This is a genomic window from Pseudolysinimonas sp., from assembly GCF_039912695.1.
GTDB lineage: Bacteria > Actinomycetota > Actinomycetes > Actinomycetales > Microbacteriaceae > Pseudolysinimonas_A.
The window spans coordinates 1-25,322 of sequence record NZ_JBDSPJ010000002.1; the positions used below are offsets into that span (position 1 = coordinate 1).

At 64.2% G+C, this 25,322-nt stretch carries 26 protein-coding genes; 12 read left to right on the top strand and 14 right to left on the bottom strand.

Translation table 11 applies throughout. The features are described 5' to 3' along the window. Positions 1 to 164 (bottom strand): epoxide hydrolase N-terminal domain-containing protein (locus ABIR17_RS00085; protein ID WP_348002553.1); only part of this gene is annotated, 164 nt, incomplete at its 3' end. Between the two features lie 108 nt (positions 165 to 272). Between ABIR17_RS00085 and ABIR17_RS00090 the strand changes: the two genes are divergently transcribed. Continuing rightward, a complete protein-coding gene (locus ABIR17_RS00090) occupies positions 273 to 704 on the top strand; it encodes a MarR family transcriptional regulator (protein ID WP_348002315.1) in 432 nt (143 codons plus the stop codon). 33 nt (positions 705 to 737) lie between these two features. On the opposite strand, the gene ABIR17_RS00095 is transcribed toward ABIR17_RS00090, so the two are convergent. Continuing rightward, on the bottom strand, positions 738 to 1,316 hold the full coding sequence (locus tag ABIR17_RS00095) for a TetR family transcriptional regulator (RefSeq protein WP_348002316.1): 579 nt from the start codon (positions 1,314 to 1,316) through the stop codon (positions 738 to 740). 94 nt (positions 1,317 to 1,410) lie between these two features. Between ABIR17_RS00095 and ABIR17_RS00100 the strand changes: the two genes are divergently transcribed. Beyond that, positions 1,411 to 2,550 carry a zinc-binding alcohol dehydrogenase family protein gene (locus ABIR17_RS00100; protein WP_348002317.1) on the top strand — a complete coding sequence of 380 codons (1,140 nt, stop codon included), beginning with the start codon at positions 1,411 to 1,413 and terminating at the stop codon, positions 2,548 to 2,550. A 356-nt stretch (positions 2,551 to 2,906) separates the two neighbouring features. Here the strand turns inward: ABIR17_RS00100 and ABIR17_RS00105 are convergent, their stop codons facing one another. Further along, entirely contained in the window at positions 2,907 to 3,752 is an 846-nt protein-coding gene (locus ABIR17_RS00105) for an SDR family oxidoreductase (protein ID WP_348002318.1), read from the bottom strand. A 110-nt stretch (positions 3,753 to 3,862) separates the two neighbouring features. Here ABIR17_RS00105 and ABIR17_RS00110 point away from each other — a divergent pair, with 110 nt between their 5' ends. Beyond that, complete coding sequence (locus ABIR17_RS00110; protein ID WP_348002319.1) at positions 3,863 to 4,468, top strand: TetR family transcriptional regulator; 606 nt, start codon at positions 3,863 to 3,865, stop codon at positions 4,466 to 4,468. A 226-nt stretch (positions 4,469 to 4,694) separates the two neighbouring features. Here the strand turns inward: ABIR17_RS00110 and secA2 are convergent, their stop codons facing one another. After that, positions 4,695 to 7,013 carry an accessory Sec system translocase SecA2 gene (gene secA2 / locus ABIR17_RS00115; protein WP_348002320.1) on the bottom strand — a complete coding sequence of 773 codons (2,319 nt, stop codon included), beginning with the start codon at positions 7,011 to 7,013 and terminating at the stop codon, positions 4,695 to 4,697. Between the two features lie 386 nt (positions 7,014 to 7,399). Here secA2 and ABIR17_RS00120 point away from each other — a divergent pair, with 386 nt between their 5' ends. The 5 genes from ABIR17_RS00120 (at position 7,400) to ABIR17_RS00140 (ending at position 12,130) form a co-directional block, all read left to right on the top strand. Continuing rightward, positions 7,400 to 8,194, top strand: coding sequence for an ABC transporter ATP-binding protein (locus ABIR17_RS00120; protein WP_348002321.1), 795 nt, complete (start codon positions 7,400 to 7,402; stop codon positions 8,192 to 8,194). Next, positions 8,175 to 8,885 carry an ABC transporter ATP-binding protein gene (locus tag ABIR17_RS00125; protein ID WP_348002322.1) on the top strand — a complete coding sequence of 237 codons (711 nt, stop codon included), beginning with the start codon at positions 8,175 to 8,177 and terminating at the stop codon, positions 8,883 to 8,885. Before ABIR17_RS00120 ends, ABIR17_RS00125 begins: the two co-directional genes overlap by 20 nt. A gap of 2 nt (positions 8,886 to 8,887) precedes the next feature. Next, positions 8,888 to 9,769 (top strand): branched-chain amino acid ABC transporter permease, encoded by an 882-nt coding sequence (locus tag ABIR17_RS00130; RefSeq protein ID WP_348002323.1) that lies wholly within the window; start codon positions 8,888 to 8,890, stop codon positions 9,767 to 9,769. 62 nt (positions 9,770 to 9,831) lie between these two features. Beyond that, the gene (locus ABIR17_RS00135) at positions 9,832 to 10,893 is read left to right on the top strand and encodes a branched-chain amino acid ABC transporter permease (RefSeq protein ID WP_348002324.1); all 1,062 of its coding nucleotides are present in this window, start codon (positions 9,832 to 9,834) and stop codon (positions 10,891 to 10,893) included. Further along, positions 10,877 to 12,130, top strand: coding sequence for an ABC transporter substrate-binding protein (locus ABIR17_RS00140; protein WP_348002325.1), 1,254 nt, complete (start codon positions 10,877 to 10,879; stop codon positions 12,128 to 12,130). Before ABIR17_RS00135 ends, ABIR17_RS00140 begins: the two co-directional genes overlap by 17 nt. 115 nt (positions 12,131 to 12,245) lie before the next feature. On the opposite strand, the gene ABIR17_RS00145 is transcribed toward ABIR17_RS00140, so the two are convergent. Beyond that, positions 12,246 to 12,710 (bottom strand): NUDIX domain-containing protein, encoded by a 465-nt coding sequence (locus ABIR17_RS00145; protein ID WP_348002326.1) that lies wholly within the window; start codon positions 12,708 to 12,710, stop codon positions 12,246 to 12,248. A 6-nt stretch (positions 12,711 to 12,716) separates the two neighbouring features. Further along, on the bottom strand, positions 12,717 to 13,508 hold the full coding sequence (locus ABIR17_RS00150; protein ID WP_348002327.1) for an SDR family oxidoreductase: 792 nt from the start codon (positions 13,506 to 13,508) through the stop codon (positions 12,717 to 12,719). 36 nt (positions 13,509 to 13,544) lie between these two features. On the opposite strand from ABIR17_RS00150, the gene ABIR17_RS00155 reads away from it, so the two are divergent. The 4 genes from ABIR17_RS00155 to ABIR17_RS00170 all read left to right on the top strand — a co-directional run bounded on the left by ABIR17_RS00155 (position 13,545) and on the right by ABIR17_RS00170 (position 16,344). After that, positions 13,545 to 14,027, top strand: a complete 483-nt coding sequence (locus ABIR17_RS00155; protein ID WP_348002328.1) for an NfeD family protein — start codon at positions 13,545 to 13,547, stop codon at positions 14,025 to 14,027. A 3-nt stretch (positions 14,028 to 14,030) separates the two neighbouring features. Next, the gene (locus ABIR17_RS00160; protein WP_348002329.1) at positions 14,031 to 14,948 is read left to right on the top strand and encodes an SPFH domain-containing protein; all 918 of its coding nucleotides are present in this window, start codon (positions 14,031 to 14,033) and stop codon (positions 14,946 to 14,948) included. A gap of 84 nt (positions 14,949 to 15,032) precedes the next feature. Then, entirely contained in the window at positions 15,033 to 15,797 is a 765-nt protein-coding gene (locus ABIR17_RS00165) for a glycerophosphodiester phosphodiesterase family protein (protein WP_348002330.1), read from the top strand. A 166-nt stretch (positions 15,798 to 15,963) separates the two neighbouring features. Continuing rightward, complete coding sequence (locus tag ABIR17_RS00170; RefSeq protein ID WP_348002331.1) at positions 15,964 to 16,344, top strand: RNA polymerase-binding protein RbpA; 381 nt, start codon at positions 15,964 to 15,966, stop codon at positions 16,342 to 16,344. 86 nt (positions 16,345 to 16,430) lie between these two features. Here the strand turns inward: ABIR17_RS00170 and ABIR17_RS00175 are convergent, their stop codons facing one another. The 8 genes from ABIR17_RS00175 to ABIR17_RS00210 are packed head-to-tail and all read right to left on the bottom strand — an operon-like array spanning position 16,431 to position 25,319. Beyond that, positions 16,431 to 17,240, bottom strand: a complete 810-nt coding sequence (locus tag ABIR17_RS00175; RefSeq protein WP_348002332.1) for a hypothetical protein — start codon at positions 17,238 to 17,240, stop codon at positions 16,431 to 16,433. 16 nt (positions 17,241 to 17,256) lie between these two features. After that, positions 17,257 to 18,852 (bottom strand): apolipoprotein N-acyltransferase, encoded by a 1,596-nt coding sequence (gene lnt, locus ABIR17_RS00180; protein ID WP_348002333.1) that lies wholly within the window; start codon positions 18,850 to 18,852, stop codon positions 17,257 to 17,259. Then, a complete protein-coding gene (locus ABIR17_RS00185; RefSeq protein WP_348002334.1) occupies positions 18,849 to 21,380 on the bottom strand; it encodes a DEAD/DEAH box helicase in 2,532 nt (843 codons plus the stop codon). Before ABIR17_RS00185 ends, lnt begins: the two co-directional genes overlap by 4 nt. After that, positions 21,377 to 22,150 carry a twin-arginine translocase subunit TatC gene (gene tatC, locus ABIR17_RS00190; RefSeq protein ID WP_348002335.1) on the bottom strand — a complete coding sequence of 258 codons (774 nt, stop codon included), beginning with the start codon at positions 22,148 to 22,150 and terminating at the stop codon, positions 21,377 to 21,379. Before tatC ends, ABIR17_RS00185 begins: the two co-directional genes overlap by 4 nt. 4 nt (positions 22,151 to 22,154) lie before the next feature. Next, positions 22,155 to 22,340, bottom strand: coding sequence for a twin-arginine translocase TatA/TatE family subunit (gene tatA, locus ABIR17_RS00195; protein WP_348002336.1), 186 nt, complete (start codon positions 22,338 to 22,340; stop codon positions 22,155 to 22,157). 47 nt (positions 22,341 to 22,387) lie between these two features. Next, a complete protein-coding gene (locus ABIR17_RS00200; RefSeq protein WP_348002337.1) occupies positions 22,388 to 23,377 on the bottom strand; it encodes a WYL domain-containing protein in 990 nt (329 codons plus the stop codon). Further along, a complete protein-coding gene (locus tag ABIR17_RS00205; protein ID WP_348002338.1) occupies positions 23,370 to 24,359 on the bottom strand; it encodes a WYL domain-containing protein in 990 nt (329 codons plus the stop codon). The genes ABIR17_RS00200 and ABIR17_RS00205 overlap by 8 nt, the downstream gene beginning before the upstream one ends. Positions 24,360 to 24,377: 18 nt before the next feature. Next, positions 24,378 to 25,319 carry an FKBP-type peptidyl-prolyl cis-trans isomerase gene (locus ABIR17_RS00210; protein WP_348002339.1) on the bottom strand — a complete coding sequence of 314 codons (942 nt, stop codon included), beginning with the start codon at positions 25,317 to 25,319 and terminating at the stop codon, positions 24,378 to 24,380. Positions 25,320 to 25,322: the final 3 nt, after the last annotated feature.

Consider the following 25,322-nt stretch of genomic DNA (forward strand, 5'->3'; position numbering starts at 1 on the left):
GGAATGACCTTGTGAAACGTCCACCACGACTCGGGGAAGCCGTGAACGAGCAGGATGGGGGTGCCTTTCGTTCCGGCGGAAACATAGTGCAGCGTCGTGCCATTGACGTCGACGTAGTGATGATCGATGCCGTCGATAGTCGCGGGGGTACCTGAAGTGTTCATGTCACATCTCTCTATCTGTGGGTACGAGTCGAATCGACAACGTGGTTGTTAGTCTAGCAGTCGGACAACCTAGTTGTCTATTGTCACTGCGTCCGATATCTTCGATTCATGGACACTCACCCTGGCGCGACGTTGGCACAACTTCTTCTCGCAGGCTTCACCACGCTGGTCGATGAGGTCGTCGTTGAACTTGAACGCGAAGGTCACCCGGGGGTGACAGCGACACACGCGTTCGCTCTTGACGCCATCGATGCCGGGGCTCAAAGCGCCTCCGAGCTGGGGAGGAGTCTGGGGGTCTCCAAGCAAGCGGCCGCGAAGACCATCGCCGCGCTGGAAGAACTCAGTTACCTGGACCGGCGAGCGGACCCACAGGACGCGCGTCGGAAATACCTCACTGTCACTGACCGCGGACACGAGATGATGGCTATTGGAGAGGGAGCGTTTGACGCCTATCGCACTCGGCTCGCAGGGCAGGTGGGAACTCGCGCTCTTCACTCTCTCGAGAACGTCTTGAGGATCCTCACCACGCAGCAGGTCTGAGTCGGTCACAACTCTCCGACCGACCGGGTTGGTTTAGCGCGGCGCCGGGCTAGCCGCGACGATCGCGGTCCTCAGTTCGGCGAGAACGTTATCCATGTGTTCCGGGAAGTCGGATGTGGGCGAGTCGGCCCACGCTGAATAGGCCGCGCCGAAGACGGTCACTGCCGATTCGGCTACCAGCGTGGCGCCCCTGACTTCGGGGTCACGCGCGACCAACCCCGCGGTGATCACCCTGGCGAGCGACGCCAATTTGATGAGGCTTCGCTCTTGGAGTTCGGGTGAGGAATCGATGACATCTCGGCGAAGGCGTGCCCCCTCGCTGTAGCGCGAGAGCGTCTGGCCGGCGGCCGCGAGGGCGGATATCGCGACGTCAATGGCGCGTTGTTCGCGATCTGACGCGAGGATGTACCCCTCGACCCGCTCCTCAAGCGCTGATGATCCGGCGAACAGTACCTCACGCTTGTCCGGAAAGTGATTGAAGAAGGTTCGCTTAGTGAGACCGGCATGTTCGGCGATGTCGGCGATGGTGACGTTGGAATACCCGCGCTCATGAAAGAGCGTCATGGCCGCATCCTGCAGTCTCTCGACCGTGTTGGGTTCCCAGCGACTCATGTGGATGATTCTTGCAGGTGATTGCACTGTGTGCAATCGTGTGTGACCATTGCAAATGCACAAAGTGCAATCACACTCAATCGGAGGCTTTCTGATGTCCGTGCCACCCACCAACATCGCCGCGCGAATCCCGAGTAAACATGGACAACTGGTGGTGGAAGCCGCGCCGTACCCTCATCCGGGTCCGGGTCAAATCGTCGTGCGTAACCACGCTGTCGCGATCAACCCACTGGATTGGATCATCCAGGCCGAGGGCAACTTGCTGTACGGCTGGCTCAAGTACGCCACCGTGCTGGGCACTGACGTTTCCGGCGACGTTGTCGAACTCGGTGAAGGAGTCACGAGGTTCAACGTTGGAGACCGGGTGTTCGCTCTCGCCGTCGGAACGGACAAGGACACCAACACAGGGGCAGAGGGCGCATTCCAGCAGTACACGGTCGTGCGCGAGCGATTGACTTCACCAATACCCGACGCAATGAGCTTCGAGGAGGCATCCGTGCTTCCGATGGCCGTCTCAACGGCTGCGGCGGGGCTTTTCCAGTCTGACTATCTGGGTCTGCAACTACCTTCCGCAGCGGCTCGCTCAACTGGCGAGACTCTTCTCGTGTGGGGCGGCTCGACCAGCGTCGGCAGCAACGCCATCCAGCTCGCGGTCGCAGCTGGCTACGAAGTCATCACCACGGCGTCGCCGAAAAACTTCGATCATGTGAGCTCTCTTGGCGCGTCGCAGGTGTTCGACTACAACAGCCCGACCGTGATCCCCGACATCATTGCCGCACTCGCCGGCCGGACGGTTGCCGGCGCGATTTCGTTCGGAACTACCGGGTCACCCGCCTGCGTGAAGATCATGGCCAAAGCCCGCGGCAAAAAGTTCGTCGCGATCGCAACACCGCCGGTCGACTTCGCGAGCCTCGCGGATCCGTCGCGCGGAAGGCTGGAACGCGCGCGCGTGACTGTGAGACTCATCGCCGCAAACATTGCGCTGCAGTTCTCGGCCCGCACACACGGTGTCGGGCTGAAGTACATCTTCGGCACGAACATTAAGAACAACCACGTGAGCACGGCGATCTTTAGCGGCTACCTTCCTGATGCGCTTGAGGATGGCCGCTACGCCGCAACCCCAAAGCCGACGATTGTCGGGCACTCTGTGGGGGACTTCCAGAATGCGATGGACCTGCAGCGGGCTGGCGTATCGGCCACGAAACTGGTCGTCTCGCTCGACCAGGTCGGCTGAGTCGCGCGGGCTCAATATCTCTGACGGATCCGGTCATCCGGAAAACGCACTTCACCTCGTGCCACGCTCCTCGCATATCGGGGGAGGGGTTTGGGGCGAGGATTGCCAAGACTCTCTCGGCAGCTTCGGCCTCGAACCTCTCGCGAACAGGAGCCGAATGTCTGCGGTCGGATCGGGGGAGTGATGCGCACTTACCCGCGTTTGCTCGGATTGCATCACTTCACATGTGTCGTAATCGTTGATGGTAAAGACCGTTGTCGGCGATTTTCACGAGCGAATGCGCCCAAAGCAGAGAGATCAGACCTGCCCTGCGGCGGAAGGCGCACGGGTGCTGACCGCTGACGATGCAGGTTGACTCACAGATTCACCGCGCTCGAAAAGTCAGTCGAAGAGGCGAGGTCGCGTTGCAGTTCGTGTGCTGCGAGCCGAGCGGTCAGCGCTGCCTTTATGGCTCCGAACGAGTCGCTACCCAGCACAACGCGTCGCGGGGCGGGTGTCTGATCCACGCTCCGGATGACGGCGGCGGCGATCTTCACGGGGTCTCCGCTGGATTCGTGTTCAGGTTGCTGGATTGCTCGCACCATCGCGGCAGGGCTTCCGTCGTAGTCGGACAGGGGTTCGCCGAGCTGGAGGCTGCCGTGCCGGAAGTTTGTGCGGGCGCCGCCGGGTTCGATGATGGTCACCCCGATGCCGAATCCAGCGACTTCCTGAGCCAACGCATCCATGAATCCTTCAATGCCCCATTTGCTGGCTTGGTAGAGAGATGCGCCGGGCATTGCTGTCTGACCGGCGACGCTGGACATCTGGATGATGCGGCCATGACCTTGCCTCCGAAGGTGGGGCAGCGCTGCACGCGCAACTTGGATCGACCCGATGAGGTTGGTGTCGATAACGTGCGCGATCTGGGCGTCGCTGACTTCTTCTGCTGCGCCGAAGAGGCCGTAGCCCGCGTTGTTCACGACGACATCGATGGGCCCGAGCTCTCTGAAGGCGCGAGAGACGACCGCCTTGATCTCGTCCGTGTCCGTGACGTCGAGGTGAGCGACCCAGAGGCGGTCGCCATATTCGGCCGACAGGTCGTCGGTGGAGCCAAGGGTGCGGACCGTTCCGGCGACGCGGTCACCGTGGTGGAGCAGCTGCTCCGTAAGCTCACGACCAAAGCCGCTATTGATGCCGGTGATGAACCAGGTGCGTTGTGGCATGTCTGTCTTCTTCCCGTGTCGGCGGGTCGCGCTGAGTAGCGAGACGTCACCGCCGAGTAGATTATGGCACAGCAGTGTCAAGATCGTCCGCAGGGTGTAGATTCAACGGTGTGGATGGACAAACGGTCAGGCTCCGCGAACGTACGCGCCGGGCCGTCCGGGCCGAACTCGTCGCCGAGGCGATGGCCCTCTTCCTCGACAAGGGCTTCGAAGCGACGACGGTGGAAGACATTGCCGTTGCGGCGGGACTGTCCCGCCGAAGCTACTTCCGCTATTTCGCCAGCAAGGACGAAGTGCTCGCCGAAGGGCTCGCGGAGGTCGGTCGAGCGATCGCTGATTCCGTGGCCAGCAGGCCTGACAGCGAGTCGCCGTGGACTGCACTCCGTCGCGGATTCGATTCTCTGATCGACCAGGCCGAGAGTTACCCGCGAACTCGCGACATGGGAAGCCTAATGATCGATGGCCCGGCAATCGAGGCCAGTCACCAGAACAAGATGGTGCGCTGGCAAGCGTCGATCGCTGACGCATTGGCGACGCGCCTACCGGAGGGAACCCGTAACGCCGCTTTCGTCGCTTCGTCCATTGCCGCGGCCGGTCTCGGGTGCTTCAACGTAGCGCAGGACGAATGGCGTCAAACTGATAGCCCGGCATCCCTTGGCGCGCTGACCGACGCCGCAATGACAGCACTCCAGCCGCTTAACCAATTGCCCGTCTAGCCTGATGGCCCGAGACGAGCTTTGATGGGTGAACCGCCTGCACGGCCAGGCCACCGGCCGACACTGTGCATTCGCGATTAGTCGGCGTGTTCTGGGAGAAAGTCCTGGTCATACGGAATTCGCGGAACGGCTCGGGTGTCACCAGCTTTTACTCTGATTGCATTTTTTGCAAATAGAGTAACTACTACTGGCGAAGACCCTTATCCGTTTTCACACTAAGGGTTCGTCATTGGATCCTGAGGATCTTGGTGCGCCATCGTTTGCCGAGTTCCTTGGCGAGGCGATCACCGGGGGAGCCGAGCGGGTCGTCGGTGACCATGTAGGTCCAGGTGGCGGAGGGGCGGCGTAGACCGAGCTCTTCGAGACCGCGGCCCAAGTCGCTCGGCTCGAGGGTGTCGACGAACGCCGCTGCTGCGCTGTTGGTCGCGTTGAAGAAGCCGTGGAACTCGCGGAGCGCGATCCGGTGGAACTCGTCGGCCGGCTTTTCTCCGATTAGGGCGCGGAGATGGATGCCATCGCGGATCTCTTGGAGTCGCGCGAGGTGATCGATCCACCGGTCGTCGACAAAATAGAGCGCAACTGCACGGAGCGCGGTCGCGACCGTTTCGTTCGACCGGTGCTGCTCGAGCCGGGCTACTTGCGCAGGAATGAGCTCGCGTAGAGCGTCCACGGCGAACTCAGTGTCGAGTAGCCGTTGGCGGTACTTGAGAACCGCGGACCGTTGTGCTGCGATGGCGCGGTTGTAGGCCCAAGTGGCGCGGTGGCGGTCCAGCCGCGTGCTCTCCGCGATCGCCTGTGCAGTGTCGACAATCTGTTGACGGCGGCGCTGTGGCAGCGAGTCTTGCAGCCGGTCGATGGCGGAGAGCATGTGCGCGGATGCGTTGGTGCGCACGAGCTCGTCATCCAGGCTCAGGATCGCGAGGCTCGCTCCCGGGTCGCCCTGGCGAGCGGCGCGACCGCGCAGTTGGGCGTCGAGGCGGCGGGATGGGTAGCGCCCTGTGGCGATGACCGCGAGGCCGCCACCGGCGACGACGCGATCCCGGTCAGTTTCATCGATCCCGCCGAGACGGATGTCGGTGCCGCGGCCCGACATCTGGGTGGAGATCGTCACGGCAGCGTGTTCGCCGGCGCGGGCAATGATGGCAGCCTCGTCAGCGTCGTTCTTCGCGTTCAGAACCCGAGAGACGATCCCGTGCTCGTCGAGGAGTTTCGCGAGAGCTTCGGACTCCGCGACGCTCTGCGTGCCGACGAGCACGGGTTGACCGGCACCGTGCCGGCGCCGAATCTCGTCGATCGTTGCCGTGATTTTGACGGGGTGAGTGATCACGATGCGGTCGGGTTCGTCGACGCGTTGGTTCGGGCGGTGTCGCTCGATTCGGCCGGCGGGGAGCTTGTAGAACTCGAGGAGATCCTCGGCCACGGCGATGACGGTGCCGCTCATTCCCGAGAGCGTCCGATAGGTCAGGAGGAGATCCTGAACCGTGATCGTGTCGAGGACGATCCCCGGCGGGGTGATCACGAGACGTTCCTTTGCCTCGATCGCGGCGTGAAGCCCGTCTGGCCAGCGTTGCAATTGCGCGATGCGGCCACGGCCGGTGTTGACGAGCTTGAGCGTTCCGTCGATCACCAGGTAGTCGACGTCGCGGCGAACGAGCACGAACGCGTGCAGCGCCAGGTTGATGCGGGTCAGAGTCTCGATGTTCTCCGCCGCGTACAGATTGACCCCGCCGAGGCGCGCTTCAAGTCGATCGAGGCCGCGGTCGGTAAGCGTGACGGTGGCACCGTCGCCGTCGACCCCGTAGTCACAATCCGGTTCCAGATCTTCGACAAGTAGCGTCGCTTCGGCGAAATCATCGGCCGCCGTCTCGCTGCTCCCGGCGAGCACCAGCGGGACCAGCGCCTCGTCGATCATGACCGCATCCGCCTCATCAACAATCGCAACGTCGAAGACGGGGGAGACCCGCTCGGCGTCCTCGACGGCGAAGCGATCGCGGAGCACGTCGAATCCGACCTCGCCCACCGGCGCGTACACGATGTCGCAACGGTAGGCGCGCTGGCGCTCTGCGTGCGACGTACGCTGACCGATCCAACTGACAGAGACGCCGAGGGCTGCGAAGAACGGGCGCATCCACTCAGCGTCGCGCTGCGCAAGATAGTCGTTCACGGAAAGGACGTGCACCTGGCGCCCCGCGGCCACCTGCGCCGCAGCCGCCAGGGCCCCCACCAGCGTCTTGCCCTCTCCGGTATCCATCTCAACGGCGTGCCCGGCCACCAGGGCGCAACACGCCACCATTTGCTCGTCGAACGGGTCCAGCCCAAGTTGCTGTGACGCTGCCGTACGCAACAACGCAAGCAATTCCGCGAGAGGGAGCGAAGGCTGCGCTCCTGTCGTAGCGCGCAGCTGGTCGAACGCTTCGGCGGCCGTTTGGCCGGGCAGGACGCCCACACGTGTGCCGGCCTCACGAACCGTTGGGCCGAATCGTAGGAAGGACGCAGTACCAGGAAGGCCGAGTGCTCTGGAGAGCCATCCTGGAAAGGTCGTCACAGCGCCATTCTTACACCGCAGTTCGCGGCTCCGAAGGGGAGCGCAGCCCTGGGGCAGGCGGCACTCCGTGTGCAGGTTTCGCAACCAGAGCAATTGCCAACTGACATAATGCTGCTTATCGGAGTTGCCGAGGAAGCAACTTCCACTGGTTGGGAATCGAATTGGCCGACAATCCTCGGGCCCCCTAGATTCACACTCGCGCCAGGGGCTGCGACGTGGCCGCACCTGAAGATGGCGAGGCGAAGTCGTAACGATTCACACATCAAGGGCACTCCGTCGCGTACTTGGTCGACGAAATTGTCTACAAAGTGCTTGCCTGTCCTCGCTCCCGCGGGTTACCGTGGCCACACCCTGCTCCAACCACTGCAACGAAGCGGAGGACGGCTATGGCCGCTCGTCTGAAGCTCACGGATGTCTCCCTCAATTTCGGCGGAATCTCCGTGTTGGATGACGTCAGCCTCGAAGTCGAGTCCGGAACTGTTTTTGGTCTCGTCGGCCCGAATGGTGCCGGTAAGACGTCGCTGTTCAACTGCATCAGCGGTCACTACCGACCGTCTTCCGGTTCGATCCGCATCGACGACATCGAAGCACTCTCGGTCGCCCCCTGGCGGTTGGCGAAGGCGGCGGGACTTGCGCGCACCTTCCAGCATCCCGCTCTGCGCCGAGAGACCTCAGTGCTCGAGAATGTCCTCCTCGGCGCTCACAGTGAGTTGCCGGGCGGACCGATCAGTTGGGCGTTCCGACTCCCCCCGACGCTCCGCCGCGAGCGCGAGGCCCGTGCCGAGGCCCTCGATCTCCTCGAGCGATTTGGCCTCGGATGGGCGGCCGACCTTCCGGCCGACGAACTCTCCCACGGCCTTCACAAAGGCGTCGAACTGTGCCGGGCCCTGATGTCGCATCCAGGTCTGCTCTTGCTCGACGAGCCGGCCGCTGGGCTCTCCCACTCCGAGGTCGAGGCGTTCATCGAGTCGGTACGGTCGATGCGCGAAGACTTCGACCTCACGATCGTGATCGTTGAACACCACATGGGTCTCATCTCGGCGCTGACCGACAAAGTGGTCGTCCTCGACCACGGTCGGAAGCTGATGGAAGGTACCGCGGCCGAGGCCCAGTCCGACCAGCGCGTGATCGAGGCCTACATCGGCAAGGAGGTGACCGACGATGAGCCTGCTGGAACTTGAGAACGTAACGGCGTCTTACGGGCACGCAGAGGTGCTACACGGCATCTCGTTCGTCCTCGACGAGAACGCCGCCGCGGGCATCCTCGGGGCGAATGGCGCGGGCAAGACCACGACCCTGCGCGCGATCAGCGGCATGGTTGCTACCACTGGCAAGATCACCTTCGACGGCAAAGACATCACCGGGATGCGTCCCGATCAGGTTGCCCGCCTGGGCATCGCGCATGTGCCGGAAGGTCGCGGCACAATCAGTGACTTGACGGTGCACGACAACCTGAAGGTCGGCGCCTACCAGCGGCACGACCGCAAGCAGATCGCGACCGACATCGAGTTCTGCCTCGACCTGTTCCCGAACCTGCGCGAGCGCATCGGCTCGAATGCGTCGGCTCTCTCCGGCGGGGAGCAGCAGATGCTCGCGATCTCGCGCGCGATCATGGCAAAGCCGCGCGTCATCCTGCTCGATGAGGCATCACTGGGCCTTGCGCCGAGCACCGCCCAGCGGGTTTATCAGGCGATCCGTCGCCTGCGGGCTGAGTCGAGCGTCTCACTGGTGGTCGTTGAACAGAATGCGATGCTCGCCTTCTCAGTCGTCGACCACGCGATCGTGCTCGAGATCGGCACGACGTCGCTCTCCGGCACTAAGGCAGAACTCATGGGCATGGACGCGGTACGTCGCGCGTACCTGGGAGGCTGAGGATGGCGCTCTTCATCCAGCTCATTGTCGAGGGGCTCGCGACCGGATCCATCTACGGCGCGCTCGCGCTCGCGATCGTGCTCGTCAACCGTGCCACCGGCATGATCAACTTCGCCCAGGGTGCGATGGCGGTGCTGTCGACCTTCGTTGCGTTCGCATTGGCGCAGGCCGGCGTTCCCCTGCTCCTCGCGTTCCTCATTGCCTTCGCCTTCGCGTTCCTGTTTGGCGCAGCGGTTGAACGAGTGATCATCCGACGCTTCGAGAAGGGCGACCCCGACACCGCAGTGGTGGTCACGATCGGGTTGTTCGTGCTGATCGGCGGCATCGCGGCGGCGTTCTTCGGGTACGAGCCGCAGCAGTTCCCGTCGCTGTTCCCGCTCGATTCGGTCAACATCCTGGGTGCTTCGGTGAGTGTGCGATCGCTCGGAATCATCATCGTGCTGGTCATCGTCATGGTGCTACTGCAGCTGCTCTTCCGCACCACCAAGCTGGGTCTCGCCATGCGGTCGGTTGCCGACAACCCGGAGTCGTCGGCGCTGTCGGGTCTTCCGGTCAGCCGACTTCTCATGATCGGCTGGGGCCTCGCGTCCCTCCTCGGGGCGATCGCGGGCGTCCTTGTTGCGCCGCAGCTATTCGTCAGCCCGGGGATGCTCGACTTCGTACTCGTCTACGCCTTGGCCGCGGCCATCCTCGGCGGTCTCGATTCGCCCGTCGGTGCCGTGGTCGCCGCGTGGATCATCGGCGTCGTCGAGAACCTCGCGGGTGCCTACGTGGACTTCATCGGCAACGACCTCAAAATCGCGGTGCCGTTCGTCGTGATGATCATCATCTTGATCGTGCGACCACAGGGACTCTTCGGGCGGAAGGTCGTGGTGCGCGTCTGATGAAGCCCAAGCCCCTCAACAGAGTCCAGAAACTGTGGCGAACCGCTACAGCCAGCCGCTGGGTGCGGATCGCATTTACGGTCGTCGTGGCTGTCGTGCTCGCCGTCATCCCCCTTGTCTCCAGCAAGTCAATCAACGGGCAGCTCTCGACCATGGCTGTCTACGCCGTCGCCATCCTGGGACTCAGCATCATGATGGGTTACGCGGGCCAGGTGTCGCTCGGCCAGAGCGCGTTTCTCGGTTTCGGCGCCTACATCGCCGCGTACGGCGTCAACCAAAACTGGCCGGTCCCGGTGATCTTCCTCGCGTGCCTGGCAATCCCAGCACTCGCCGGGTTGCTGGTTGCCCTCGCGGCGGCTCGCTTGCGCGGCCTCGCTCTCGCGATGGTGACGATCGCGCTTCCGATCATCGGCATCCCGCTTGCCAAGCGCTTCTCCGACTTCACGGGCGGCTCGGTCGGAACGACGGTGAGCTGGATGAAGGTCCCCGACTGGGCAGCAGGGTTCCTGGCCAACGACCAGTGGCGCTACTACGTCGTGTTCGTGATCGCGGGACTGCTCTTCGTGATCGGTCGCAACTTGGTGAAAGGCCGGATCGGGCGCGCGTTCGCAATCCTCAAAGAGAACGAGGCGGTCGCGATCGCGATGGGGGTCTCGCCCTACCGGTACAAGGTCCTCGCGTTCACGATTGCTTCGATGTTCGGTGGCGCCGCCGGGTTCCTCTACCTGGTCGTCTACCAGTACACCTCCCCCGAGACCCTCAGCTTCCACGTCTCGATCAACATGGTCGCCTCAATGGTGATCGGTGGATCAGGCAGCATCCTCGGTGCGCTCCTCGGCGGGGTTTACTACCAGCTGGTCCCCGTGATCGCCGGCCAGATCGACCCTTCGAGCACGGCCCTGATCTCGGGCGCAATCCTGCTCCTGGTGCTGTTCCTTGTCCCCGGCGGCATCGTGTCGCTCCCCCGTCGCATCCTCCAGGTGAGCCGGCATGCTCGCCGCCGAATCGGTCGCTCCGCGACCACCCAGAACCCTCCGGACCGGGCGCTCGCGCCCGCAGCAACGAGTCCGGAGTCCACCGAGAAGAGTGAAAGAAAGAGGCAAGGTCATGATGAACTTCCGTAACGCGACCCGTGTCAGCGGCGTCGTCGCCGCGGCTGCCGTCACCGTGCTGCTCATTGCGGGTTGCTCCCGCGGCGACGGCGGTAGCGGCGAGACGAACGCGCCCAGCCCCGGCATCACCGACACCACGCTGAGCCTCGGCATCAGCAGCCCGCTGACCGGCGCCACCGCTGGCCCCGGCACGTGCACCGTCGCCGGTCTGTACACCTACCTCGAGGCGAAGAACGCCGCCGGCGGTTTCGAGTTCGGCGACGGCAAGACCCGCAAGGTCAACCTCACCTACCTCGACGATGCATACGACCCAGCGAAGGCCGTGACGAACTTCAACACCCTCGTCGATGACGGCATCTTCGCGTACGTCGGTGCCCTCGGCACTCCGACCAACGCCGCGATCATGCCGATCGCGAACGAGGGTCAGGTGCCTCAAGTGCTCCTCGTGACTGGTGCCAGCACCTTCTCGCAGGACACCACGGCCAATCCTTGGACCTTGGGTCTCCTGCCGACCTACTACACGGAGGCACACACGTTCGGTGAGTTCCTGGTGGCGGCAGGAAAGCCGATCACTGTCGCGGTTCTCTCGCAGAACGACGACTACGGCAAGGGTTACCTGAATGGCATCACGGATGCGATCAAGGGCAGCGATGTCCAGATCGTGGCGACGGCAACCTACGAGCCGACGGACACCACCCTCGACAGCCAGGTCACTGAGCTGGCCGCGAGCGGTGCCGACGTTCTCGTCAGTGCTGTGTCGGTGACCCCGCTCCAGGTTGGTGTGCTGACGAAGGCGCAGTCGCTGGGTTGGCTCCCGCGGATCTTCCTGCCGTCGAACACCTCGACGCCGGCGACGATCCTCGCCCCCGGTAACGCCGCCGCCTACCCGGGCGTCTACACCACCTCGCTGTCGAAGGTCCCGGCTTCGCCGGCTTTCGCCTCCGACCCGGATGTCGTCGCCTACAACGCGGCATTCGCGCTCTACGGCGCGAAGATCACCACGACCTTCACGCCTCACTGCGCATGGAGCTATGCCGAGGGCGCGATCCTCGAGCAGGCCTTCTTGGGCATGAAGGAGCCCACCCGTGCCGCGTTCATGACGGCGCTGAAGTCCATCAAGGACTTCGACGCGCCGCTCCTGCTCGACGGCATCACGGTCGATACCACGCAGGCGAACACGCCGGCGATTTCGAAGCTCATCCTGGTGAAGTCCAGCGGCCCCGGCTACGGCCCGGCCGGTGACTTTTGAGTCGCGGCGCTTCCGAATAAGTGAGTGAACAGAACGCCCCGGGCTTCGGTCCGGGGCGTTCTGTCTCACGACGAAATCGCTGCGATTCTGGCCGCGTGAGATCCTCGCCAGAACCTCACGCCAGGCACGACGGCAACTGCCGCCGGATGAGGTCGATCAGCTCGGGCGGTTCGAACCGGGGTCGCTCCCCGATGAGTTCGCCGAGAGTCCACCAACGCCATCCGGTCACATCGACGCGTTCGTCATCGGTCCACTGCTCATCGGATGGGTCGAAGGCATCCACCACTGTCGTGTAAAACTGGGCGTGACCCGTGTCGTGGTCGGCGGAGTCCCAGGCGACATCGAAATCGTGCGCCCACACGGGCCCTGTGATGGTGTCGAGTCGCAGCCCGGTCTCTTCCTCGAGTTCACGTAGGGCGGCCTCGAGGTAGGTCTCGCCGGGGTCCACTCCCCCGCCCGGTGTCAGCCACCGAGCGACACCACTCGAGTCTGGTGCAGCCGTCAAGAACAGCAGGATGCGATCGTCGCGGTCGAACAACAGCACCCGCGACGTCAGCCGATGGGCGTGAACGTTGACCATCGAAGGTCAGCGGTGGGTGGAGTAGCTGAGAAACGCGCTGACGTCACCGACATAGCGGATGCGGTCGGCCGGCAGCGGGTCGACAGCGGCGTGTGCGACCTCGGCCGCAAACTCGCTCACCGAGTACAGGCGTCCGGCCTCCTCCCGCCTCGCGTCGATCGCGCCCGGACGCGCCCGGTCAAGCAGGGTTGCCGTGATGGTGCCCTCGATCATGTCTCCCGACACGACAACGAAACCGATGCCCTGGGCATCCAATTCGGGGATGCGGGCGCGCAAGGCGTCTTCGCCAGCCCGCTTGCTTTGAGCGACCTTCTCGTATTCGGGCATCGTCGGAACGGTGTGGAAGAAGTGCGCCTGGTGGCTCGTCACGAAGACGATCCGGGATCCGTCGTGCAGCAGCGGCAGCGCGGCGTTGAGAGCCCCGACCTGGGCGTCGCGGTTGAGCTGCATGGCGTAGTCCTGCGCCATCCCGCCCTCCATGCCGCCGGAAGCGTTGAGCACCAGGATGTCGAGGCCGCCCCATTGCGCACGAACCGTGTCAAACATGGCCGCGACTGAGGTCTGGTCAGTGAGGTCGCCCCCGAGCGCGATCGCCTCTCCCCCGGCCGCCTCGATGTCGGCGATCAGTTTGAGTGCCCGTGCCTCTTTGTTGCGGTAGTTGATCGCAACTTTTGCGCCAGCCGCAGCGAGGTACTTCGCGGTGTCGGCACCGATCCCGCGGGACGACCCGGTGATCAGGGCACGCTTTCCCGACAGGGATCCGGCGGGCAGAACGGCTGGGACGGCTTCGGTACTCACAGTCGTCGAGACTATCCGGTCTGCTAGTTTCGAGACATGTCCGGAGATCTTCTGGTCACGTGGGCTTGGGTCCTGTGGCTTGCCCTCATTCTGGTCTTCGTGATCATCGAAGTGTTCACGCTCGATTTCACGTTCCTCATGCTCGCGGTGGGCAGCCTCGGTGGCCTCATCGCTGGGTTCCTCGCCGCCCCCTGGTGGGCTCAAATCATCATCGCGGCGGTGCTCGCGTTGCTTCTGCTGTTTGTCGTGCGGCCGTCGCTGTTGCGCGCGTTCCGCAAGGGCGGCGACCCGACTCTCAGCAATATCGAGGCGCTCATCGGTCAGACCGGGCGAGTCGTCGTCGAGTTCGCCGATGCGCGCGGACAGGTAAAGCTCGCGAACGGCGAGACGTGGACATCCAGACTGGCTGACGGCGTGACCGGCGAGCTAGTCGAAGGAGAACGGGTCGTCGTTACGGCGATCGAGGGGTCGACCGCAGTGGTCGTCCCGGCAGGTGCCTCAAGCACCGGGAAGGGCTGACCCATGACCGACGCCGCGATTTTCGGAACGGTGATCCTCTGGATCGTCATCGCGATCCTGATCATCTTCGTTTTCACCATCATCGCTCGCTCGATTCGCATCATCCCTCAGGCGTACGCCGGGATCGTTGAGCGACTGGGCAAGTACCACAAGACCCTGCTGCCCGGCCTGAACGTGCTTGTTCCGTTCATTGACCGGTTGCGTCCGCTCGTCGACCTTCGCGAGCAGGTGGTTTCGTTCCCGCCGCAGCCCGTGATCACCGAAGACAACCTCGTCGTCTCGATCGACACCGTCGTCTTCTTCCAAGTGACCGACGCCCGTGCTGCGACGTATGAGATCGCCAACTATCTCGGTGCTGTCGAGCAGCTCACCACGACCACTCTTCGTAACGTCGTCGGTGGCCTGAACCTCGAAGAGGCGCTGACCTCGCGCGACACCATCAACGGCAAGCTGCGCGTCGTGCTCGACGAGTCGACCGGCAAGTGGGGTATCCGTGTCGGACGCGTCGAGCTCAAGGCGATCGACCCGCCCGTCAGCATCCAGGACTCGATGGAGAAGCAGATGCGCGCCGAGCGTGACCGCCGTGCGCAGATCCTGACCGCCGAGGGTACGAAGCAGGCCGCGATTCTGCAGGCCGAAGGTTCACGGCAGGCCGCGATCCTCGAGGCGGAGGGTGGCGCCAAGGCTCAGGTGCTGCGTGCGCAGGGTGAAGCGGAAGCCATCCAGACCGTCTTCGCCGCCATCCACAAGGGCGACCCCGACCCGAAGCTACTGGCGTACCAGTACCTGCAGACCCTTCCCAAGCTCGCCGAAGGTGAATCGAACAAGCTCTGGATCATCCCGAGCGAACTCACCGAGGCGCTCAAGGGAATCGGTCAAGGGTTCTTCGCCGCACCCAAGGGCACGCCTCCGGCGAAGTAGCGCGCTGGGCGACAGAGCGAGGGCCGGGTCTGACCTTCACTCTGTCGCCTATGCCGATGCCCGTCTCGGGTTGAGGGTCACGTCATGACGTTTTTCTCCCCCGCTCCGCCGCGGGTGTTGGCTCATCGCGGGCTCGCGCTTGAGGCACCAGAGAATACGCTTCTGGCGTTCGCGAAGGCTCTTGCGCTGGGCGTGACCCATCTCGAGACCGACGTTCATGGATCGTCCGACGGCGTCGCGATGGTCAGCCACGATCCCGATCTGACTCGTCTGGTCGGCCGAAAGGTGCAGGTCGGCGACCTGACCGCCGGGGAACTTCGCAAGATCCGTTTGGGTGCAGACCAGGGATATTGCTCCTTGGCGGAAGCTCTCGACGGCTTTCCGGATGCGCGCTTCAATATCGACATCAAGGTGGATTCGGCGATCGTGCCGACGATCGCGACGATCCGTGACCTTCGGGCGGTCGAGCGGGTGCTCATCGGGTCGTTCAGTGCGAAGCGACGTCTCGCGGTCGTGCGCGAGTTGCCCGGAGTCGCTACGTCGGTGTCGGCTCAGGGCGCGATTGCCGCGGTCGCTGCCGCACGGGCGCCAGGTGGTCACGCGGCGGTTCGGCGCATTCTGCGAGACGTTGACGCGGTGCAACTCCCCCTCTCGATCCTCGGGATGTCGACGATGACGCCACGCACGATTGCCGCCTTCCATGCGGCCGACATCGAAGTGCACGCGTGGACAATCAATCGAGAAACAGAGATGGATCGGCTGCTCGACTTGGGCGTCGATGGCCTGGTCACCGACCGATCTGACCTCGCCATGACGGTTCTGAAGCGGCGCGAAACGGCCAGTTCCTGAGACCACCTCGCAGACCGCTACCCATCCCCTCGGTAACGCCTGTGAAAGCACTGGGAACAGGCGCGCGGGGGCATGCGCGAGGCCAGCCTGTCGTTATACCTGTGCTGGCACAACAAACGCGAGCGCCACAGATTTCGGTTACTGGATTCAGAAAGAGGGCCACACAATGGCAGAACGTAACCTCCGGGGCATGCGACTTGGATCGCAGAGTCTTCAGAGTGAAGTAGGCGTGGAGTTCGCCTCCCGCAAAAACAGCCTCTACCGTGCCGTCGACGGCACCACCTTTGAGGTGACGTTCTCGGCCGATGCCGACGTTCCCGAGACCTGGGAGTCGCCCCGTACCGGCCAAGAGGGTCGCCTCGTCGGTGAAGATGGCGCTCTCGTGCAGACCGAGGTCATCGAAGTCAAGGCACCGCGCACCCACTGGGACATGCTGCTTGAGCGCCGTACGCGCGTCGAACTCGAAGAGCTTCTGCAGGAACGCCTGACACTTCTCCGCGCCCGTCGAGGCGTGGAAGCCAAGAGCGGCGCCCGCAAGAGCGCCTGAGCCCCCCAAGGCAAGAGAAGAACGGCGGCCCGCAGGGGTCGCCGTTCTTCGCTGTCATGACTCAAATGGGATGACTCAAACTCGGGCTAACGAACCTGAAACGTCAACCCACGCGAGGCGAGATCGAGGCGACCTGCCAGATCCCGAGCGCCTGCTTCGTCAAACCCTCCCGTGATCTGTGGCTTGCCGTCAGTGACCGCGGCCTGAACGGCCGGGGCGCTGAGCACTCGGCCATCGAGAACCATCGCGAACTGGTTCAGAGGCGGCGTTTGGCCCACCGCCCGTTGTGTGAAGTCGGCGAAGGCCTGCGTTCCCTGATCGTCGAACACCAGGTTGACCACCCAAGTCCCGGTGTCGACGCCACCCGCACCCGCCAGGGTCGCCGCCGTCACCGAGTCAACATGTTTGCCGTCAATCGCGATCGGCCCGAGGGCATACATCGCGGTGCCAGCTTGGTCGCACAGGGTGACGTTGTCTCCGATAGCTGACGTTGTGAGCCCCTGATCGCACTGGTCGGCGGCGAGTACGGGACGAAACTCCAGGCTGTACGCCGGGGTGAGCACGGCACGTGCGCGCGACCGAGTCTCATCGCTGGTGCCCTTCGAAAACACCACAAGGATGTGGTCGCTTGAGCGTCCGATATCGGCGTAGTCGATCTCTGCAGCGTCCAGGCGATCGGTCGCGATCCCGATCGCGACGTCGAGCGCGCCCGAATCGATCGACGACCCGTTCGCTGCGCCTACTGCGACTACCAGCGTCGGTGCGCCGTCGGGCGCGACGAGATCGTTCGACCGGGACACGAAGAGCGAGGTGAGGACGACACCTGCGACCACCAGGCCGATCACCACGACACCCGCGATCACGAGGAACGGGATCCACCATCGGGTCGACTTCACGGGCACTGGCTGACCGTCAAGCGTCACGTCGACCCCGTGTCGTTGAACTTCGGGCGAAGACTCCGCCGATGATGAGACCGGCGAATCCGACGATGCATACCAGCCACTCGAGCTGGCGTCCCAGGAAAACTGCCGGCGTGATCGTCGACATCAACGGTACGTCGCCGAGCAGGACGCCGGGCTCGTAGGTCGGCAACTGCTGCTGGATCGATCCGTCGGGGAGAACGATGGCGCTGGTGCCGACGGTCGAGATGTTAATAACAGTGCGTGCGGTCTCGATGGCTCGAATCCGCGCGATCGCTAGTTGCTGCGCGCTCTCGTCGGTGTGCCCGAAGTCGGCATTGTTCGTCTCGGCAAAAACGATCTGAGCACCCTGCTCGACCATTTCGGTGAGCAACTGGTCATCGACGATGTCGAAACAGATCGCGTTTCCGGCAACTACACCCTTGCCGAGATCGAAGACGGCATCCGTCGTGCCGGGGGTGTATTCGCGTCCGATGAGGTCGATGAGGTCAGGAGCGAACTGCCGCCAGAACGCGCGATCGGGCACGTATTCACCGAACGGCACCGGGTGCTTCTTGTCGTAGAAGTCCTGAACGCCCTCGCCCGCCTTCCAGAGCAACACGGTGTTGAAGTACTGCGCTGTCCCATCCGCGGCGGTGCGCGTGGTGATTGTGCCCCCGACGAGCGGCGCTCCCGCCCTGAGGGCGACCTCGTCCCAGAGTTTGCGCGCGGCGACGTATTCCAAGGGGTCGGCGTCAGAAGCCCCCTCGGGCCAGACCACGACGTCGACGTGTTGGCCGTAGAGGGGCGCGGTTGCGGCGACCTGCCCGAGCAGGTTGTCGCCGAAGTGTTCAGGCGGGTCGAAGTAGGAAGCCATCGTGTCGCCCTGCACTCCCCCCACCCGCAGCGTTGGTTTCGCCGGATTGGGCGCTGCGGTAGTGCCGGGGAGGGACGTCCACGGCGGCAGGGTCACGAGTACCAGGGTCGCGAGCAGCAGGAGGGCACCGAGAGCCGGGATGCGATGAGGATGCCGCGCCGCCTCCTGAACTGCCGCGACCGTGAGCGCGCAGAGAAATACCATGGCGAACGACACTCCCGAGATGCCGATCCAGGCGAACAGCGGCGAGAGGGGACTGTCGGACTGCGTCAGCGCCACCCGTCCCCAGGCGAAGCCGCCGTACGGCCAGACGCTCATCGCCGCTTCCTTCGCGGTCCACAGGCCGGCGACTACGGCGGGCAGGAGCAGGAGCCGTCCCGCGGTGGTTGGCCAGGCGCGCGGTACCCATCGGTAGGCGAGCACGATGAGTCCGGCGGCGAGTGCGCACCAGAGGCTCATGAGGGCTGAAAGTGCCGACCACGGCACCAGTCCGAGGAACTCCGACGCCCACACGATATGCGGCCAAAAGTATGTCGCGCCGAAAATGAATCCGACGAGGATCCCGCTGCCCACACGTCGACCCTGAAGCGTCAGCAATGCGAGAGCGACGGCCGGGAACGCCATCGGCCACCAACCCTTGTCGGGCGATGCGGCATCCAGCATCGGTCCTGCCGCGGCGGCCAGAATCAGAGCCGCCCAGAGCGGGAGCGGAGGTCGAGCGGCGACGATCACGAGACCCCAGAGTAGGCGACGATCCCGCGACGGATGCTGTCGATCGCCGTACGCGCCTTGCGGCCCAGTGGCCCGTCCGCAACGATCGACAACTGGTCGAGCAGGTCGACGGCCTGCTTCATCCACCGCACGAAGTCACCAGCCGCGAGCTCGGCATCCTTCAGCACGGCGTCGAGGGCTGCACCCTGCGCCCACTTCTGGGTCGCCAGTGCGAGTCCGGCCGACGGGGCTGAACCCTCGGGCAGGCGGTGTTCAGCCTCAAGGGCGCTGAGATCCTCCCAGACGGCTGTGGTCGCCTCGAAGGCCGCACGGAATGCCCCGCGCGGCCAACCACGCTCGTTGGCATCCCCGGTCTCTCGTCGTGGCTCGTAGACCAGGCTGACGGCAAGAGCCGCGAGACCGGGTGCATCGAGTTCGTCCCAGATGCCGCGCCGCAAACACTCGGAGACCAGCAGGTCACGGTCTCCGTAGATCCGCATCAGGGCCCGGCCGGGAGCAGTGACCTCGAGGGCGTCGCCCTCACCCGTCAGGTACCCGAGTTCGGTAAGCACCTCGGTGACGCGATCGAAGACGACGGCGACCGCTCCGGTGCGCCCCGAGATCTGGCTGCGCATGGCATCCGTCTCGCGTTTCAAACGCCACCAGCGCTCCGCCCACCGAGCATGCGCCTCCCGCTCGGCACAGGCGTGACAGGGATGCTGCTTCATCCGTTTGCGGAGGTCGGCAATCTGGCGCTGACGCTTCTCCCGATCGGAGCGACTTTCGAGTTGTCCGGGGCCTCGGCCTTCGGCTCGCGCGTTCTTGCGTTCGAGGTCGCTCAGTTCGCGACGAAGGGATGAGTACGCCTGAAAGTCGCCGAGGTGGCAGGTCATTGCCTCGGCGTAGCCGACCAGCGACTCGTCTTGTTTGCGAACGCGGCGGGCGAGGTCGACGACGGCGCGGTCGGCCTGAAATTGGGCAAACGACGACTCGAGAATCTCGCGGGTGCGGGATCGGCCGAACTGATGAACGAGGTTGACGGCCATGTTGTAGGTCGGACGAAAACTCGACACGAGCGGGTAGGAGCGTCGGGATGCGAGCGACGCGACGGCCCGAGGGTCGACACCACCGGTCCACTGGATGACGGCGTGCCCTTCGACATCGATCCCGCGGCGACCGGCGCGACCGGTGAGTTGGGTGTACTCCCCCGGCGTGATCGGCACGCGCGCTTCGCCGTTGAACTTCTCCAACTTTTCGATCACGACGGTGCGTGCGGGCATGTTGACGCCGAGCGCGAGGGTCTCCGTCGCGAACACGACCTTGAGCAACTTGCGCTGGAACAGCTCCTCGACGACCTCCTTGAAAATCGGCAGCATCCCGGCGTGATGGGCCGCGATTCCCCGCTCGAGGCCGTCGAGCCAGCCGAAGTAGCCGAGTACTCCCAGATCGGTGTCCGGGATTGAGCGGCACCGTTCCTCGACGAACGCGCGGATCTCATCCCGCTCCCACGCTTCGGTGAGCCGCACATCGCTGCGGGCGATCTGTTCAACAGCAGCGTCGCAGCCCACCCGGCTGAACACGAAGAAGATCGCGGGCAACAGATTGCGCGACCGCAGCAGGCGCACCAGTTCGGCGCGCGACATCTTGTCGCCAAAGTGCGAGTCGCCGACAACGCTGCCACGCGACTGGGTGCGGGCGGCATCACGCTTGCCGCCCTTGTGTTGCGGGCGGCCGATGTTGGGATGCCGGTAGCTGCCACCTCCGCGGTCAGCACCATTGGTGAGCCGGGTCACCTCGGGGTTGACGCGCGCGAAATCGGTGCCGTCACCCCGCACTTGCGACGAGGTCTCGAACAGATCGAGCAGCTTCGAGCGCACCAGCACGTGCTGTTCGAGCGGCACCGGGCGGTCTTCCGAGACGACCACATCGGTGTCTCCGCGGACAGCCTGGAGCCAGTCGCCAAACTCCTCGGCGTTCGACACCGTCGCGCTGAGCGACACCATCCGCACCTCTTGAGGGAGATGGATGATCACCTCCTCCCACACCGCCCCGCGGAACCTGTCGGCGAGGTAGTGCACCTCGTCCATGACGACGTAGGCGAGATCTTTCAGCAGCGGGCTGTCGGCGTAGAGCATGTTGCGCAGCACTTCGGTCGTCATCACGACCACGCGCGCGGAGCTGTTGATGTTGCTATCGCCGGTCAGCAGGCCGACCGAGGAGGCACCGTGCTCGGCGGCGAGCTCAGAAAACTTCTGGTTGCTGAGGGCCTTGATCGGCGTCGTGTAGAACACCTTGGCGCGCGGCTCGGCGAGGGCGAGGAACACCGCGAACTCGGCGACGATCGTCTTGCCCGCCCCGGTGGGTGCGGCAACCAGAACGCTCTTGCCCGATTCGAGTGACCGGCAGGCCTCGAGCTGATACGCGTCGAGATCGAATGGAAGCTTGTCGCGAAAGCTCTGCAGCTTGGGGGTTCCGCGTTGCGTACGTGCCGCTGCGTAGCGTTCGGCAGGCGAAGGTTCCGAGGAGGGCGCTTCGGCGGCGGGGCTCACGCTTCGACGCTCGCGGTCGCCCGGCGGGCGATGATCCGGTCGCGCGAGACGGTGATGCCGACCGCAGTGAAATAGAGCACCACCATCGGGATCGCGAGCAGGAACATCGACAACACGTCGGCGGCGGGAGTCGCGATGGCAGTGAACAGCGTGATCGCGAGAATCGCCCAGCGCCATCCCTTCAGAATCGTCACGCCGCTCAGGACTCCGACGAAGTTCAGCAACACCAGGAAGACCGGCAGCACGAACGCGATCCCAGTCGCCAGCACAAGCTTGATGATGAAGTCGAGGTAATACTTCGCGTTGTAGTAGCTGGCATCTTCGGGAGGCACAAAAGTCGCCAGAACCTCGATGATGTGCGGAAACACCCACCACCCCGCGAAGCACCCCGCGAAGAACAGCGGCACTGCCGTGAAGAAGAACCCGAAGGTGTAGCCCTTTTCCTTACGACTGAGGCCCGGTACCAGGAAGGCGAAGATCTGATAGAGCCAGACCGGGCTCGAGGCGAGAATGCCCAGGACGATGGCGATCTGGATTCGGACGTCGAAGGCGCCGGTAATCGAGTCGTAGTTGATGATTGCATCGTGATCGGCGGCGATCTTCGTGATCGGCTCGCGGAGGGCATCCCACACGTATTCGGCGACGAAGAACCCGCCAATCGTGCCGACCAGGATGGCGAGCCCCGCCCAGGTCAGACGTTTACGGAGTTCGACGAGGTGCTCGCCGAGCGACATCCGGCCCTCGGGGTTCCGCCGGCGAGAGGCGGCCATGCGACTACTTCTTGTCGTCGGGTGCGGCGGCGTCGTCGCCGGTCTTGTCGTCGTCGGACTTCAGCTCTTGGCGGAAGATCTTCATCGACTGCCCCATGCTGCGAGCGAGCGTCGGGAGTCGCGTGGCCCCGAACAACAACAGCACGATGACGACCACGATCAGCAGATGCCAGCCAGTCAATCCGAACATCGTCTGCACTCCTTCAACACGGTCACGAGAAGTCTAGCGGGCTGCCCTTAGCGGTACCGGTCGGCTGCAGCGTTCGCCCAGGCGGCGACCTCAGCTCGCGCGGCGTCGGGAGCGACGACCGTCACGATCCCGGGCATGCTTGAGATCAGCCGCTTCAGTCCGTTGTAATGCGAAACGCGCATCGTCGTTCGAACGCGATCGCCATGCAGTTCGGTACGGGCGCCATCCGGGATGTAGTCGGCGAGCAAGGGCATCGCGGGCGGCGCGATGTCGATGACCACTTCGAGATCGTCGGGCGAACCCTCGAAGAGGGTCTCGGGCAGACGCACATCGCTCGCGTGGTACTCGATTGGGGTGTCGGTGATCTCGGCATTCGAGATTCGGTCGAGGCGGAAGGTGCGCACCGCTTCGCGCAGGTGGCACCAGCCACGCAAATACCAGTCGGCGTCGATCGACTCGATCCGCAGCGCATCGACACGACGGCGTTCGTGCTCGCCGCGCGAATTGAGATAGTCGAGTTCGAGCTGAACGCCCTTCTCGACGGAGGTGCGGATGAGGGCAAGCGTCGGGGCGAGGCTCTCTTGCGACTCATGCTCTTCGACGCCCACTTGGGCGGGTTCGCCCGACGTGCCCCGCGAGAGCTTGCCGGTCAGGCTGGCGATTGAGGCGCGGTCGGCGTTCTCGGGAATCGCCGAGAGGTATTGCAGACCGGCGATCAGCGCTGAGGCCTCGCGCGCCGAGAATCGTGGAGAGTCATCGATCGCGACCCGGTTGGTGAGAACGATCTCGTCATCCTCTTCAAACGCGTCCCAGTCGATGTCGAACAGGTCGTCATGCTGGTAGGCCGAGGTGTCGCCGGGCAGGCCACTGACCGCGATGAGATTCACGGCATCCCGAATCTGCTCGGCGGGAACCTTGAAATGCTCGGCTGCTTCGGCGACGGTGACGCGGTCGTGGTCGACGAGGTAGGGCACGAGTGAGAGCAGAAACACGAGTTTGTCGCGAGCCTGAATCGGCTGCGGCTTCGGCCTATCCATGGCTGCTCGCCTCATGGTCGGCTGCGACCCGCGCCAGGCGATCCCGCACCGCGTCACGCAATGTGGGGGGCGACAGGACCAACACTTCGGGGCCGAACCCGGCCAACTCGTCGGCGAGGATGTTCACGTCGACGAAGTGCACAATGGCCCGATCGCCGGTGATCTCGGCGCGACGCCGATGGGCGAGTCGAGTGGCGGCGTCGGTACCGCCCACGATCTCGAGCTCGGCGACGTTGGCCTCCCAGACTGCTTCGAGCCCGGCCAGAGCCTCGGCGGCGTGATCGCCATCCCGCACGGTCGCTGCCTTGCCCGTCGTCACTGCGCCGACGATCCGGCGCAGCAGGAACGTCTTGCGGTCCCCGCCTATTTCCTCCCCCGACAGGTGCCAACGACCCTGGTATTGAACGAGCGCGAGCGGAATGACTTCGCGGTCCGAGGCCCGCTCCTCCCCCGGCTTGAGGTATCCGAACCGCACGGTGAGTCGCTTTTCGATCGCCGAGTTGAGGGGTTCGAAGGCCGGGTCGCGCAGCCGCAGCCGCGGGGCATAGCCGAGCAGCGGCTCTTCGGCCTCAACCCCCATCGATCGCAGTTTGAGCAGGGCACGACGCGACTCCCCCGAGAGCGAGCCTTCCCGCCACACCATTGCGGCGAGGTTGAGCAGCGCGGTCTCGTCGGGCGTAAACGTCACGTCCGCGGGCAGCTCGTAGGCACCTTTCGGGATGCGGTAGCGCAGTGTCTGGTTGTTGCCAACCTCGCCGGGAGAATCGAGAGTCTCGAGCGGTACCCCGAGGTCGCGAATGTCGTCTTTATCGCGCTCGAACTGTCGCTCGAGGTTGGCGTTGTCGCCACCTGACTTGAATCGCTGGCGATAGCCCTGCACCGTCGACAGGATCTCGTTCTTGGTCAGCCCGGTTTCCGTCGCGAGTAGCGCAAGAACGAGGCTGAACAGCCTCTCCTCGACCGGTACGGCGGTCTGCGTCACGCCGTCACCGCCAGAATCTCAGCCCGCGTGAGCAGTGATGCCCAGGACGTCGACGACCCAGATCGTTGCCGTCCCCGAGCCGTCGGCGGCCGGGACAACGACGAGCAACTGCGACCCAACAGTCGCGCCAACCACGGACGACAGCGGTTCAGCGGCATCTTTGGTGATGACCTGGGTGCCCGGGATGTGTTTGCTCCAGGAGTCAGTCCCGCCCAGGGTGACCGAGTCGTCTGCTGCCCACGCCCAGTTGCGAACGTGAAGCAGAGCGGTGTCGCCGTCAGCGACGACGGCACCGCCGCCAGCCTTCACGGTCTCGACTCGTGTCTCACTCGGAAGGGATTTCGCGAGTACCGAAATGCCCGGGGTGCCGTCGACAGCAGTCACGACCGTTGGCATTCCGTCCTGAGGAATCTGGTTGAACCCGTTGGCCTTACCGAGATAGGAACTCTCGATATCAATGACGTAGATGAGAGTTTCATCGTCGGCGATTCCCTGCGCAGAGAGACCGCCAACCCCGTAAACGGCGGCAGCCGTCGTCGCGAGGGCGACACGCGAACCGACGGTTGCGCAGGTCAAGGAATCACCCAGGGCCAATACCGACTCGTCGGCAATGAGGTAGGAGGGGTCGGCCGAATAGGAGGACCCGAGTTTGGTGCCGTCCGATCCCAGCCAAATCGAATAGTCGACGCTGACTGCGTCGCCCGCTTCGACCCGGTTGCCGTCGCCAGCAATCACCACCGAGCGCTGCGGCGCGTGAACGATGAGCGGCGTCGGGAAGTCGACGTTCGGATCGGTACTCACTTTTCCGGTCGCGGTGACGGTGCTCGACCCGTCACCCGACGAGATCGTCGGTGTGCAGGATCCATCGATCGAGAAGCCCGTGCACCCGACAAGAGCACCCGAAATGAGCACGGCGGCAACGGCGGCGGTAAGCGGCCGGGCAAGCGAGGAACGACGCACGGG